The following is a 13437-nucleotide window of genomic DNA, read 5'->3' on the forward strand; positions in this document are numbered from 1 at the left end:
TTGGTTTTTATGTCGATTGATGCTGACATGAAACCAAGACCGTTTCTTATGTTATAGAGGTAGTTCGTTTATATTCCGAACGACAATTTATCGATAGACTGATATACGATGCTTGCGATGCCCAGTCCGATGATACCCAGTGTGCAGAGTGCTAGTCCCCATTTCGTGCAGCGGTCGCTGCGGAAAGTAGGAATCGGGCTATCGGAAGGAGTGATATACATTGCTTTTACAATCAACAAATAATAGTATAATGAAATCACTGTATTTATCAATGCAATGAATACCAGCAAGTGGAAACCTGCATCGAAAGCAGCCATGAAGATAAAGAACTTCGAGAAGAATCCGGCAAACGGAGGGATACCTGCCAATGAGAACAGAGACAGAGTCATCAGGAAAGCAATTTTGGGATTCGTTTTATAAAGTCCTGCGTAATCTTCGAGCGTGAATTTCTGACTGCGTAATGCCACGATAGTAATCACGGCAAATACTCCGAGGTTGGCAGCAGCGTACACTAATACGTAATATACCAAAGCTGTCATGCCTTGTGCCGTACCTCCGATAACGCCCAACATAATGTATCCCGCTTGTGAAATACTGGAGAACGCCATCAAACGTTTCAGGTTCTGCTGACGGACAGCAAATATATTGGTAATCGTGATAGAAGCGATGGTTACCCAATAAAGTACTTCCTGCCAGTCATTAATCATTGGAGCGAATACTTTGATAAGTACAGCCAATAAAACAAATGCAGCCGATCCTTTGGATATAACGCTCAAATAAGCGGTAACTGCACTCGGAGCACCTTCGTAAACGTCTGCTGTCCATAAGTGGAACGGAACCAATGATAATTTGAATGCCATTCCTGCAAAGAAGAATACAAATGCCATGATCTGCAACGGATTTCCGTCAATATGGGCAGGAAGGTCATCGAAATAAAGAGTACCGGCAGAACCGTAGATCATTGACAGGCCGAACAACAGTAATGCACTGGAGAAAAGAGCTGTCAGAATGTATTTGGCTCCTGCTTCGGCAGAGTTATGACGGTATTTGTCAAAGGCAATCAGCGCTGCCATCGGGATAGAAGCAGTTTCCAGTCCGATGAAGAACATCAGGAAGTGTCCGGCAGAAATCATGAGGTACATACCAAACAAGGTAGAGAGTGTTAGTACATAGAATTCTCCTTGCTTGAATGAAGTATCTTCTCTTTTCATCCATTCGTGTGCCATCAGGAAAACAATCAGTGTGCCGACGTTCAGGATGGATTTAACCACTGTGTGCATCGGTACATAATGATACATACCGCCGAATGCATCGGCAGCAGTCCCCGGAATTAAGTTGATAGCTGTATGGATAGCCATCAGAATAACGGGTAACATTGTGTTCAGGCGTGCTTTCCCACCATTTTTGTGTGCATCCGGACTCATGAAGAGGTCAGCTAGAAATAGCAGCACCAGGACAGCTATGAGCGACAGCTCTTCTCGCATATATAGAAATTGTGAATAATCCATATTTACAAATTAATAATTAAAGATTAAAAATTAAAGGTTATGGAATCAGTTGTGAGACTACGGGGAGTACACTTTCACCAATCATGTGGCTAACCCAGAAAGGAGCCATACCTAGTCCGGCTACACAAACGATGAGGCAGATAACGGCTACACGTTCGTCCCAAGTCGCATCAGTCAGTTCGAGATGATGCTTGTTGGTACAGGTTCCGTATAGAATTTTACCTACCAGACGCAGAATGTAGACTGCAGTAATCACAATCGAAGAACAAGCGATGATAGTCAGTACACGGTGAAATTGGTCGTTGTTCTGGAAAGAGCCGACGAAAATAGTCATTTCAGCAATAAAACCACTTAATCCCGGCAGACCGAGGTTGGCAAGACCGGCAATTACATAACATACGCTAAGGAACGGCATAATTTTCATTAAGCCGGCAAGCTCGCGAACGTCACGTGTGTGTGTACGTCCATAAATCATACCGATAAGAGCAAAGAACAAGGCTGTCATCAATCCGTGTGAAAGCATCTGAAGGATAGCTCCTGTTGCTGCTGTCTGATTCAGCATCAGAATAGCGAAAAGAACCAGTCCGCAGTGAGATACGGATGAATACGCATTGATATATTTCAAGTCGGTCTGTACGCAAGCGGAGAATGCACCGTAAACTACAGAGATACCTGTCAATATCAGGAAGATCCATGAAAGTTCGTTAGCAGCTTCCGGCATCAGATACATGGCGATACGGAAACATCCGTAACCTCCCAGTTTCATCAATACTCCGGCATGGAGCATAGATACGGCAGTCGGGGCGGAAGCGTGACCGTCAGGACTCCATGTGTGGAACGGGAAAAGGGCACCTAATACACCGAAACCAAGGAAAGTCAGCGGGAACCAGATGCATTGCTGTGCAAAAGGTATGTTGTGCAACTGTGCGATTTCAAGAAGATTCATGGTCGTTGCTCCCGAACCGAAATAGATTCCGAGAATACCGATCAGCAGGAAGGCAGAACCACCCATCAACATGAGGGTCAGCTTCATGGCTGCATATTCTTTACGTCCCGATCCCCATACACCAATCAACAGGTACATCGGTATCAATGCGATTTCGTAGAACATGAACATGGTGAATAAATCAACGGATATAAAGAATCCGAATACTCCCATAGACAATAGGGTGAACCAGAGGAAATATTCTTTTGTCAGCGGTTGCAGACGCCAGGAAGCAAATGTACCGGTGAACACAATGACAGCGGACAATAACAACATGGCTACCGAAATTCCGTCAACACCTACTGAATAGGATATGTGAAGCGGGGCATACCAAAGCGTATCTGCACGGAAAAGCATTTCTGCCGTGTTTCCGGCACTACGCTCTCCCAGATACAGGAATGTAAGTACGACGGAGGCAATCAGAAGTGCCGATGCGCCAGTAACCATAACCCCCCGGATGGCTTTGATTCCTCGTGCTGCCCAGAGTCCGGCCAGCATCAATAAGGGGATAAGTACGAATATTGATAAGAAATTCATATCGTTCTGTGCTTTATAAAATTAATAGTAGGATAAGTGCCAGTGCACCGCAAAGGAACACGTACGCATATTGTTGTACCTGACCGCTCTGCAAACCACGGATCTCGTCGCTTGTGGTGTTGGTTGCCCATGCCAGGAAATCAAAGAATCCATCCACTACATGACGGTCGAACCATGCGATAGGAGTAGAGATGCAGCGGAAGATAATCTTATGCGTGATAAACTGGTATATATCGTCAATATAGAAGCGGTTATAAGCAGCCTTGTGCAGACCTTTGAACTGTTTTTCCAATGAATCGGCAACTGGTTGTTTGGCATTCTTGTACATCCATGTAGCGATTGCAATCGAAATAATTGCAATGACAACACTCGTAATAGCCACCGACGGATCGAGATGGATAGAATAAGATTCACCATTCGAACTGATGAAGTGTCCGAAAGGAATAAATCCGGCTCCACAAGTTACTACTGCCAGAAACATTAACGGGAAAGTCATAGCCAGCGGACTTTCATGTGGGCGGCAAGGTGCCGCTTCCAAGTTTCCCTTCGGCGTGTTATGTTCCGAATGGGAACCTGCCCGGAGCGGCTCGCTCCCCCAGAAAATACCGTAGTACAAACGGAACATATAGAAAGCAGTCATCGCAGCAATTACTGTCATTACCCATCCCATTACAGGGCTATATTGGAAGCAAGCAGCCAGAATTTCATCTTTCGAGAAGAAACCCGAGAATGGAGGAATACCGGCAATAGCAAGACAAGCAATCAGGAATGTCCAGTGAGTGATCGGCATATATTTGCGTAAACCTCCCATCGCGGACATTTCGTTAGAATGTACAGCATGAATGATACTACCTGCACCGAGGAAGAGCAATGCCTTAAACATAGCATGTGTGAAGAGGTGGAACATGGAAGCCATGTAGCCTAAGCCTCCTTCGTGAGGATCCATGGAAGTACAGACACCCAGAGCTACCATCATGAAACCAATCTGTGAAATGGTAGAGAAAGCCAGTACGCGTTTAATATCTGATTGTACGCAAGCCACACTTGCTGCATAGAATGCGGTGAATGCACCTACCCAGGCAACCATGTGAAGCGTATTCGGTGCATAGGCAATGAAAAGCGGGAACATACGTGCCACCAAATATACACCGGCAACGACCATTGTAGCCGCATGAATCAATGCACTGACCGGAGTAGGACCTTCCATTGCATCCGGCAACCAGATATGCAACGGGAACATGGCACTTTTACCGGCACCACCGACAAACATCAATCCGAGAGCTAATGGAAGCATAGAAGCTCCACCGCTTATCAAGGATACCGTGTCTGGGGTAAATCCGAATGTACCACCATAATATCCGTAAATCAGGATACCGATCAAGAAGCCCAAGTCGGCAAAGCGAGTGACAATAAACGCTTTCTTGGAAGCGGCAATCGCAGCAGGTTTTGTATAGTAGAAACCGATTAGCAGATAAGAGCTTACCCCCACCAATTCCCAGAAAAGGTACATTTGGAAGATGTTGGTCGCAACGACCAATCCCAGCATAGACATGGTGAACAGGGATAGGAAAGCATAATAACGTTGAAAACCTATCTCGCCTTTCATGTAACCGAAAGAGTAGATATGTACCATCAGTGACACGGTAGAGATAACAATCAACATCATTACTGATATAGGATCGAGCAGGATGCCCAAATCAAAGTGTAAGGTCTCTGTAAAAGGAAGCCACGTGAAGTTGTAAGGTATCAGTGTGGCGAATGTTCCGTCTTCCAGTCGTGGAGCCGAGAAATATTGGATAGCTGTAACGTAGGATAGTACCGCTACTGCTCCCAGTATCAGCGTACCAATTGTGCCCGCTGTCCGGTGGGACATCCATTTACCTCCGATTCCCAGTATGAGAAAGGAGAAGAAAGGAAGAAGGAGTATTAGAATTGTTAGTTCCATACAGTTTTATTTTTATTACTTGATTTATTATTATTTGTTCTTGGTGAGAAACAAATCACCACTTCAGCTCGTCCAAGTTGCGCACCTGGATGCTTCGGAGATTACGATAAATGTTAATCATGATGGCAATGGCTACTGCAGTTTCCGCAGCCGAGATGGCGATGGAAAAGAGTGCAAAGAAATAGCCTTCCATTCCCCCCGGAAAGAGAAAACGGTTGAACACGGCAAAGTTGATGTCCGTGGCATTCAGCATTAACTCTACAGAAATCAGGATAGCCAGTGTGTTCCGGCGGGTAAAGAATCCATAGATTCCTGCAAACATCATGATGGTAGAAACTACCAGATAATATTCCATGTGTATCATATACTTAATACTTAATAGTTAATACTTGATTTTCTATCTCTTACGTGCAATTATGATACCACCGATGATACAAGCCAGCAACAGGATACTGACAGCTTCGAAAGGTAATATATAACCGTATTTGTCGCTACTAAGCAAAGCGTTCCCGATGGTATGAATATCAATCTCTTGCGGGGCAAGATTGGCCGTCTGCATGAAATTATGCTTCAATGTGATAGTCAGGATAATTGCTAAACCGGCAATCATGGTAATGAGCCCGGCCAGGAGCTTACTTCGTTTTGCTTTCTCGGCGCGATCACCTTCTCCGCTGGTCAACAGAATGGAGAATACATAAAGAACGACGATACCACCGGCATAAACCATTATCTGAACAGAGCCCAGGAAGGTGTAACCCAGCAAAAAATAGATGCCGGCCGTGCCGAAGAGCACGAAGAGCAGGTAGGTGGCCGAGCGTACGATACGTTGGGTAGTCACCGTCATGATGGACATAGCAATAATAAATGCTGCCAAAAAGTAGAATACTACTGTTTCAAGTGTTGATCCCATATCTAAACTTCTTTTTTCTTTTCTATTACTTTACTACCGTCGTGATTCAGTTTCAGGACGAGTTTCGTCCGGTCGAATACTGCATGTTCGAAGTTTTGGTCGAACGTAATCGCATCATGCGGACAAGCATTGACACAGAGTTGGCAGAACATACAGGCACCCAGATCATATTCATAGGTTGCCAGGATTTTCTTTTTCTTGCCATCTTCTGTTTCGACGGTTTCGCTGGTCACTTTGATTGTATCGTTCGGACAAGCCATTTGGCACAATCCACAGGCTACACAGCGATGTTCGTTATTCTCATTGTGGGGCATATTCAGCGTACCACGGAAACGGTCGAACATTTTCAGCTCTTTCCGGTTTTCGGGATATTGCTCGGTCACTTTCTTGCGGAAGTATACCTTGATGCTGGTTTTCATACCCGTTGCCAGTGTGCTGATGCCGTGCACCAGACCACCTAAGTACGTATATTTTTTATCTTTATATTCCATAATTTTCATTTATCAAAAGTGGAAGCCGAAAGCTACGCAGCATGCCATTAATAATAGGTTTACCATAGAAATTGGAACCAGATATTTCCATTCCAGATTCAGAATCTGGTCGATACGTAAACGTGGGAACGTCCATTTGATCCACATCAAAAGGAACACCACGAAGAATGCTTTAGCGAAGAACCAGATAAAGCCCGGAATATAATCCATTACAGCGTTGAATCCATCCAGCCCGACGATGTGTAACGGCATCCATCCTCCCAGGAAGATAGTGGCGGCAACACTGGCCACGATAAACAGATTCAGGTATTCTGCCAGATAGAAGAAACCGAAACCCATACCGGAGTATTCTGTGTGGTATCCGGCAGTCAGCTCACTTTCCGCTTCGGGAAGGTCGAACGGGCCACGGTTACATTCTGCATTTCCGGCAATCAGGTAAATGATAAAAGCAATGACAGCAGGGATATGTCCTTTGAAGATGAACCAGCCGTCAGCCTGTCCTTCTACGATTTCAGAAAATTGCATGGTTCCCATCAGTACTACCATAGTCATGATACTCATACCAACAGAAAGTTCGTAACTGATAATCTGTGCACCGCTTCGCATGGCACCGATCAAAGAGAATTTGTTGTTACTACCCCAACCGGCCAGCAAGATGCCGACAACTCCAATGCTGGAAGCAGCCAACAGGAAGAACACGCCCACGTTAAAGTCGAGAATCGCTGCACCTTTATTAAAAGGAATACAAGCGAAAGTCAGGAATGAGGCGATAATCACCATGAATGGAGCGAGATTGTAAAGGAAATGGTCGGCACCCTTCGGCATGAAGATTTCTTTGGTCATCATTTTGAGTACGTCGCAGACCACTTGAATAGAACCCCATTTACCAACGCGGTTCGGACCAAGACGACACTGGAAGAAACCGCAAACTTTACGCTCCATGTAGATCAATATGATAGCCAGGATGGCATATAGTGCTACGAGGCACACGCCGACAGCTACACATTCTATAAAGATGGCTAATCCCTCCGGCATAATGGAGAGTAGTAGCTCATGTATCCAGTTTGTTACTATACTAAAGTCGAACATATATTCTTAATAATTAAGTATTTTATCTATCAATATCCGGAACGACATAATCTATTGTTCCGCCAATAGCAATTAAATCGGCAATCTTTGCTCCCCGGCAGATGGTGTCGATTGCGGCAACAAGCGGCAATCCCGTAGCACGGTAGTGCAGGCGGTAAGGCATTTTGTCACCCTGACTTTCAAGGAAGACACCAAATTCACCACGACTTCCTTCTACTGCAGCATAATAACTGCCTTCCGGAACACGGATGATAGGCTTCATTTTCTCCTGATAAGGTCCTTCGGGAATATTGTCTATTAATTGTTCGATGATGTTCAGACTTTCCATGATTTCATCCATACGCACCAGGTAACGGGCAAAGCAGTCACCTTCCGTATAAACAATTTCTTTGAAATCTACTTTGTCGTATACACCGTATGGCATTCGTTTACGTACGTCACACGCCCATCCTGAAGCACGGCCTGTACCTCCGGTACAACCGAAAGAGATGGCATCTTCACGGCTTAACACACCGACGCCTTTCATACGGCTTTGTGCGATGATGTTACCCGTAAATATATCATGATATTCGTGGATGATTCCTCTCATATAAGGAATGAACTCTTTTACTCGTTTGACGAAGTTAGGATGAAGATCAGCCTGTACACCGCCAATTGTATTGTAGTTCATAATCAGACGTCCGCCACAAGTCTCTTCAAAGATGTCGAGAATCTTCTCACGGTCACGGAATCCATAGAAAAATGCCGTCAACGCTCCCAAGTCCATCGTCAGTGCAGAGTAGAACAACAAGTGAGAGTCGATACGTTGCAATTCATCCATAATAGTACGGATATACTTCACACGTTCGCTAACCTCAATACCCATAGCCTTTTCAATACACATACACAGTGCATGACGGTTCTGGTGTGCACCCAGATAGTCAAGACGGTCTGTCAAGGCTAATGTTTGAGGGTAGGTAAGGCTTTCATTCATTTTCTCGATGCCCCGGTGGATATAACCGCAGTTCGCATCAATCTTACGAATGATTTCACCTTCCAGAGAAACACGGAAGCGCATTACACCATGAGTAGCAGGGTGTTGCGGACCGATGTTAACTACATATTCTTCTTCACCGAACAACTTCATCTCTTTATTTTTGATGGTTCCGTCCGGGTTCAGTTCTATTTCTTGAGTCGTATCAAACGTCTCTTCATTGGTCATACACAATGGGTTATCCTTTTCCGGATCATTATCTTTGCGCATTGGATAACCTATCCAATCGTTACGCAGATAAAGCCGGCGCATGTCAGGATGACCGATAAAAGTGATACCGTAATAATCGAAAACTTCACGTTCGTAGAAGTCGGCTATCTTCCAAATGTCGCTGACAGATGGAATTTCAGGTAGCTCGCGGTTGGTTGTCGCTGTTTTTAGTGCTATCCGTTCGCCTGTAATGGTAGATTCCAGATGGTAGACTACGCCTAAACCGCGGAGTTTTTCCGGAGCGTCTTTCTCATCGGCTACTCCCCAGTCCATACCGGTGAGGCTTTCGAGAAAGTCCATCTGTTTTTCATTTCGCAAGCGCAGCATCTCGTCGTGTAACGCTGCAGGAGCTATAAATTGTATTTCTTGCATAAATCCTTTAAATTACAGAATGTAGAATCATTCTTCATTTTTTAAATAATCCGGTTTCTTCTCTTTTCTGTTTACTCCACCAAAGAACTTTTCTATTTTCACTTTGCGTTGCAATTGCATCATGCCATAATAGAAAGCTTCAGGACGTGGCGGGCATCCGGGAATATATACATCTACCGGAAGAATCTTGTCCACTCCGTTTACCACATGATAGGACTTTTTGAAAGGACCTCCGCTGACAGCGCATCCGCCTACGGCAACCACATACTTCGGATCGGGCATCTGGTCATAGAGTCGTTTCAGTACCGGAGCCATTTTATTGGTGATTGTTCCGCATACCATAATCATATCAGCCTGGCGCGGACTGGCACGTGCTACTTCAAACCCAAAGCGGGCCATGTCATAACGCGCGGCACCCAGTGCCATGAATTCGATACCGCAGCAACTGGTTGCAAAGGTAAGCGGCCACAGTGAGTTACTGCGTCCCCAGTTGATAAAGTCGTCAAGAACTCCGAGGGCAACGTTTGCTCCTCCTGCATTAAGTTCCTTGACCAACTTTTCCAATGATTCATTGTCGATAAATTCATCATACGGAATAGATTTTATTTTTGGCTTTTTGGTTATTTCCATTCCAAAGCTCCTTTCCTCCAGGCATAAGCAAGACCCAGAACTAAAATGATAAAGAAGAAGAGAACACTAATAAGTCCCTGTGGTCCCATGTCGAGCATAACTACTGCCCATGGGAACAGTAAAGCAGTTTCGACATCGAACATAAGAAATAGGATGGCAAACAGGTAGTAGCCTACGCGAAACTGCATCCATGATTTACCACGTGTCGGTATACCACATTCATAAGCCTCAAACTTTTGCAGATTGTATGAACGGGGAGAAATAGCACGCGAAAGAGCTACTACTACACCGACAAAAGCAAGCGCTGTCAGTAGAACAACAACTAAAAATGTAAAATTCATAATTCAATAGCTGTTTAGATTGAATATTATATAGAAATAAACAATTAGTCTATTCGCCCTATGGGGAATAAAACCAACTGTAATAAATGACGAGTAAAAGAGTTTACTGTACTGTAGGCTAAATGACTATCTTTCTTAACCCATATATATAATAGGAGATAGGATCATAAAAGCACGTTGGGGGATGAGAAGGTGAAGAGTGATACGGTCTTTGAGAATTGTGATGTTCTCCGGAAAAAGCAACTGGCAACAGTACGCTTTTATTTGCCGGGACATGCGTGACGTCCGTATGACTCATATCACAAGATTGGGTAGCGTAAAGGTTGTAAAGACGTTCTAAAGCATTTTGTATCGGACGATCTTGCGACACATAGCATTTCTCCTGCCGATAAGTCGGGGAGGAAACTTTGCACATATCTTCCATTGCTCCGTTAGTTGCACAATGGATGAGCAAAGCCAATACTAAAAGTAGTCCGAATTTTAAGCTTTGTTTCATCTTTCTCCTTTAACGGTTGCAAATATAGAACTAATATTTATACTTTTTGCAAAGTCCGAGTGGCAAAAAAGCTTTTTTTAACTCCGCTTCTTTGCGATTCGTTTTTTTGTCGGTACGGTTTCATGAATAGCATTTTGAAATGAGGCAATTCTTTTTTGTGTATTTGTTAAAAGATGCAATAAAAAGAACGATTTACTTCCTTTTTTTACGAATTACACAAATAAAATACATTTTTTTGCAGACTAAGAAAGAACGCACTAATATGAAACGCACACTTTGGTTTACATTTTTTCTCTTGAACTCCTTATTTTACCTTTATGCAGGTAATGAAAATGACTCTTTGTTGAAGGTGTTGGATAAAGTGATTTCTGAACGTTTGGTGTATACACAGAAAAAGGAAGCCACCATAAAAGAATTGAAGACAAAGAAGTCTGGACAGCATACTCCGGAGGATTTATACAATTTGAATAAAGAGATTATCCACCAGTATGAAACTTTTGTCTGTGATTCGGCAGAACAATATATTCATGAGAATATTAAGATTGCGAAGAAGATGGGTAATGAGGAATATCTTTTGGAAGAGAAACTCCGCTTGGCTTTCGTCTATTCCCTATCAGGTCTGTTTATTCAGGCAAATGACATTTTTAAGTCGGTTGAGTGCGCGGATTTACCCGATCATTTGAAAGCATTGTATTGCTGGAATAAGATACGTTATTATGAAAACCTCATTAAATATACGGATGATGTACGATTCTCAAAGGAATATATTGCAGAAAAAGAAGCTTATCGAGATACAGTCATGAGTATCTTGTTTAATGAGTGTGACGAGTACAGGAAAGAAAAAGCGGTGAAACTTCAAGATAAAGGTGATATTAAAGAAGCGCTTCAGATATTGACGCAAATATATGATAAACAAGAACCGGAGTCTCATGGATATGCAATGATGGCTATGGGGCTTGCGAGAGCCTATCGATTGGTTGGAGATGTCGCGTTAGAGGGAAAATTTCTAATATTGGCAGCTATTACAGATGCTAAACTTGCAGTGAAAGAGAATGAGGCATTGTTAACATTAGCAGTTAACTTATATCATAAAGGGGATATAAACAGAGCTTATAATTATATAAAGGTAGCGTTGGATGATGCTATTTTTTATAATTCCCGTTTCAAGAATACGGTCATAGCCCGTATTCATCCGATTATAGAGAATACTTATTTATACAGACTAGAGGAACAGAAACGAAACCTGCGTTTTTATATCTTACTGACCAGCTTGTTTGTGGTGGCCCTTGCGATTACTTTGTATTTTACATATAAGCAAACCAAAATCGTATCCAGAGCTAAAAGAAATCTGAAAGCTATGAATGAGGAGCTGGTTGGATTGAATAAGAATCTTGATGAGGCCAATCTGATAAAGGAAAAATACGTTGGATATTTTATGAATCAGTGTGCTGTTTATATTAATAAGCTCGATGAATATAGGAAGAATGTGAATAGGAAGATTAAAACTGGACAGATTGATGATTTGTATAAATCATCTTCCCGTCCTTTTGAGAAGGAACTTGAAGGACTTTATCAGAACTTTGATAAAGCGTTTCTAAAGTTGTACCCCAATTTTGTTGAAGAATTTAATTCGCTATTGAAGCCTGAAGAACATTACAAACTGGAAAAAGATCAATTAAATACAGAATTGCGCATATTTGCATTGATTCGATTAGGAATTATAGATGTCGGACAGATTGCTGTGTTTTTGCATTATTCCGTTCAGACGATTTATAATTATAAGAGCAAAGTGAAGAGAATGTCTATTCTTGATAGTAATATCTTTGAAGAAGAGGTAAAAAAACTCGGTTCCTTGTCTCAAAAATGATTCTATCCGGTTTACCAAAACTATAAAAGAATCTTTTTTTAATGTTTTGATTATTAGATAAATATAGTATAAATACTCCTTATGTAATTTACTTTAGAGCCTACTTCTGTTCAGAAGTAGGCTCTTTTCATCTTTATATTTGCATCACGAGATTTTTGGTAACTGAATACTAATCTAAAGAAACACATGACTATGAATTTTTCAGATTTATATCTTATTTATTATCCAAAATTGGTTCGGTTTGCAAAAGAATTTGTAATGTTGGAAGAGGACGCTGAAAACATAACCCAAGATGTTTTTGCAGATCTTTGGGAAAAAAGAGAGTCTATGAGTCATATTGAAAATATAAATGCTTATCTTTTCCGGCTAGTAAGAAACAGATGTTTGGATTATCTAAAGCATAAGGTGTTCGAACAGAAATATGTGGAGAATGTACAGGCTTCTTTTGAAGTTGAACTGAATTTGAAAATGCAATCTTTGGAGCGTTTTGATGTATCGGATATTTATGAGGGAAATGAAATGGAGCAATTGGTTCGGAAAGCCATAAATAGTTTACCTAAAAAGTGCCGTACTATATTTTTATTGAGTCGTATGGAGGGGTTGAAATACCGGGAGATTTCCGAACGGTTGGGTATTTCGGTTAATACGGTGGAGTGTCAGATGGGAATAGCACTTAAAAAGTTACGGGTAATGTTGAATATGTGTTTGGCTGCATAATGTTTAATTAATTTATAAATACTTTTTTAGGGGTATTTATCGACATAATCGTTCTTTGATAAAAAAAGGAACAAAGGATGGATAAAGCTCTAAATAAATATTTTGCAGGTGAACTTACTTCTGATGAGAAGGAGAGTTTTCTGATGGAGGTGGATAGAGATGAAGTGCTGAAAGGGAATTTTGTTGATGATCAAAGCCTTTTAGCAATCATTGATTGGATATTCTCCGGGCATAAAGATGACGAGAAAGTTATACAGCAAAAACTGGATGAATTTATGCGCAAGATGGAACAGCGCGAGAAATAAA

14 protein-coding genes are annotated in these 13437 nt (G+C 42.2%); 3 read left to right on the forward strand and 11 right to left on the reverse strand.

The features are described 5' to 3' along the window. Positions 1 to 68: 68 nt before the first annotated feature. From DXB58_RS00745 to DXB58_RS00795, 11 genes are all read right to left on the reverse strand, one after another. On the reverse strand, positions 69 to 1508 hold the full coding sequence (locus DXB58_RS00745) for an NADH-quinone oxidoreductase subunit N (protein ID WP_122135579.1): 1440 nt from the start codon (positions 1506 to 1508) through the stop codon (positions 69 to 71). Between the two features lie 37 nt (positions 1509 to 1545). Continuing rightward, on the reverse strand, positions 1546 to 3030 hold the full coding sequence (locus tag DXB58_RS00750) for a NuoM family protein (RefSeq protein ID WP_009000376.1): 1485 nt from the start codon (positions 3028 to 3030) through the stop codon (positions 1546 to 1548). Positions 3031 to 3043: 13 nt separating this feature from the next. Beyond that, positions 3044 to 4975: an NADH-quinone oxidoreductase subunit L gene (nuoL, locus tag DXB58_RS00755; protein WP_122135580.1), complete on the reverse strand. Its 1932-nt coding sequence runs from the start codon at positions 4973 to 4975 to the stop codon at positions 3044 to 3046. A gap of 55 nt (positions 4976 to 5030) precedes the next feature. Continuing rightward, the gene (nuoK, locus tag DXB58_RS00760; RefSeq protein WP_122135581.1) at positions 5031 to 5339 is read right to left on the reverse strand and encodes an NADH-quinone oxidoreductase subunit NuoK; all 309 of its coding nucleotides are present in this window, start codon (positions 5337 to 5339) and stop codon (positions 5031 to 5033) included. Between the two features lie 33 nt (positions 5340 to 5372). Continuing rightward, a complete protein-coding gene (locus DXB58_RS00765) occupies positions 5373 to 5885 on the reverse strand; it encodes an NADH-quinone oxidoreductase subunit J (protein WP_122135582.1) in 513 nt (170 codons plus the stop codon). A 2-nt stretch (positions 5886 to 5887) separates the two neighbouring features. Beyond that, positions 5888 to 6376 (reverse strand): 4Fe-4S binding protein, encoded by a 489-nt coding sequence (locus DXB58_RS00770; RefSeq protein ID WP_004305338.1) that lies wholly within the window; start codon positions 6374 to 6376, stop codon positions 5888 to 5890. A 12-nt stretch (positions 6377 to 6388) separates the two neighbouring features. After that, positions 6389 to 7465 carry an NADH-quinone oxidoreductase subunit NuoH gene (gene nuoH / locus DXB58_RS00775; RefSeq protein ID WP_004301463.1) on the reverse strand — a complete coding sequence of 359 codons (1077 nt, stop codon included), beginning with the start codon at positions 7463 to 7465 and terminating at the stop codon, positions 6389 to 6391. A gap of 22 nt (positions 7466 to 7487) precedes the next feature. Then, positions 7488 to 9080, reverse strand: a complete 1593-nt coding sequence (locus DXB58_RS00780) for an NADH-quinone oxidoreductase subunit D (RefSeq protein WP_009000380.1) — start codon at positions 9078 to 9080, stop codon at positions 7488 to 7490. A gap of 27 nt (positions 9081 to 9107) precedes the next feature. Then, the gene (locus DXB58_RS00785) at positions 9108 to 9710 is read right to left on the reverse strand and encodes an NADH-quinone oxidoreductase subunit B (protein WP_004301465.1); all 603 of its coding nucleotides are present in this window, start codon (positions 9708 to 9710) and stop codon (positions 9108 to 9110) included. Then, positions 9701 to 10051: an NADH-quinone oxidoreductase subunit A gene (locus DXB58_RS00790; RefSeq protein ID WP_122135583.1), complete on the reverse strand. Its 351-nt coding sequence runs from the start codon at positions 10049 to 10051 to the stop codon at positions 9701 to 9703. Before DXB58_RS00790 ends, DXB58_RS00785 begins: the two co-directional genes overlap by 10 nt. A 118-nt stretch (positions 10052 to 10169) precedes the next feature. Continuing rightward, the gene (locus DXB58_RS00795; protein ID WP_122135584.1) at positions 10170 to 10547 is read right to left on the reverse strand and encodes a hypothetical protein; all 378 of its coding nucleotides are present in this window, start codon (positions 10545 to 10547) and stop codon (positions 10170 to 10172) included. Between the two features lie 262 nt (positions 10548 to 10809). Here DXB58_RS00795 and DXB58_RS00800 point away from each other — a divergent pair, with 262 nt between their 5' ends. The 3 genes from DXB58_RS00800 to DXB58_RS00810 all read left to right on the forward strand — a co-directional run bounded on the left by DXB58_RS00800 (position 10810) and on the right by DXB58_RS00810 (position 13436). Continuing rightward, positions 10810 to 12414 (forward strand): DUF6377 domain-containing protein, encoded by a 1605-nt coding sequence (locus tag DXB58_RS00800; RefSeq protein ID WP_122135585.1) that lies wholly within the window; start codon positions 10810 to 10812, stop codon positions 12412 to 12414. A 192-nt stretch (positions 12415 to 12606) separates the two neighbouring features. Next, the gene (locus tag DXB58_RS00805; protein WP_122135686.1) at positions 12607 to 13131 is read left to right on the forward strand and encodes an RNA polymerase sigma-70 factor; all 525 of its coding nucleotides are present in this window, start codon (positions 12607 to 12609) and stop codon (positions 13129 to 13131) included. Between the two features lie 77 nt (positions 13132 to 13208). Beyond that, the gene (locus DXB58_RS00810; RefSeq protein ID WP_122135586.1) at positions 13209 to 13436 is read left to right on the forward strand and encodes an anti-sigma factor; all 228 of its coding nucleotides are present in this window, start codon (positions 13209 to 13211) and stop codon (positions 13434 to 13436) included. Position 13437 lies beyond the last annotated feature (1 nt).

This window comes from Bacteroides sp. OM05-10AA, assembly GCF_003439055.1.
Taxonomy (GTDB): domain Bacteria; phylum Bacteroidota; class Bacteroidia; order Bacteroidales; family Bacteroidaceae; genus Bacteroides; species Bacteroides intestinigallinarum.

What these genes read in the sequence shown, in the direction of transcription:
- DXB58_RS00800 (WP_122135585.1), top strand. Translation starts at nt 10,810, where the DNA reads ATGAAACGCACACTTTGGTTTACATTTTTTCTCTTGAACTCCTTATTT.
- DXB58_RS00770 (WP_004305338.1), bottom strand. Translation starts at nt 6,376, where the DNA reads ATGGAATATAAAGATAAAAAATATACGTACTTAGGTGGTCTGGTGCAC.
- DXB58_RS00750 (WP_009000376.1), bottom strand. Translation starts at nt 3,030, where the DNA reads ATGAATTTCTTATCAATATTCGTACTTATCCCCTTATTGATGCTGGCC.
- DXB58_RS00745 (WP_122135579.1), bottom strand. Translation starts at nt 1,508, where the DNA reads ATGGATTATTCACAATTTCTATATATGCGAGAAGAGCTGTCGCTCATA.
- nuoK (WP_122135581.1), bottom strand. Translation starts at nt 5,339, where the DNA reads ATGATACACATGGAATATTATCTGGTAGTTTCTACCATCATGATGTTT.
- DXB58_RS00780 (WP_009000380.1), bottom strand. Translation starts at nt 9,080, where the DNA reads ATGCAAGAAATACAATTTATAGCTCCTGCAGCGTTACACGACGAGATG.
- nuoH (WP_004301463.1), bottom strand. Translation starts at nt 7,465, where the DNA reads ATGTTCGACTTTAGTATAGTAACAAACTGGATACATGAGCTACTACTC.
- DXB58_RS00795 (WP_122135584.1), bottom strand. Translation starts at nt 10,547, where the DNA reads ATGAAACAAAGCTTAAAATTCGGACTACTTTTAGTATTGGCTTTGCTC.
- DXB58_RS00790 (WP_122135583.1), bottom strand. Translation starts at nt 10,051, where the DNA reads ATGAATTTTACATTTTTAGTTGTTGTTCTACTGACAGCGCTTGCTTTT.
- nuoL (WP_122135580.1), bottom strand. Translation starts at nt 4,975, where the DNA reads ATGGAACTAACAATTCTAATACTCCTTCTTCCTTTCTTCTCCTTTCTC.
- DXB58_RS00765 (WP_122135582.1), bottom strand. Translation starts at nt 5,885, where the DNA reads ATGGGATCAACACTTGAAACAGTAGTATTCTACTTTTTGGCAGCATTT.
- DXB58_RS00810 (WP_122135586.1), top strand. Translation starts at nt 13,209, where the DNA reads ATGGATAAAGCTCTAAATAAATATTTTGCAGGTGAACTTACTTCTGAT.
- DXB58_RS00785 (WP_004301465.1), bottom strand. Translation starts at nt 9,710, where the DNA reads ATGGAAATAACCAAAAAGCCAAAAATAAAATCTATTCCGTATGATGAA.
- DXB58_RS00805 (WP_122135686.1), top strand. Translation starts at nt 12,607, where the DNA reads ATGAATTTTTCAGATTTATATCTTATTTATTATCCAAAATTGGTTCGG.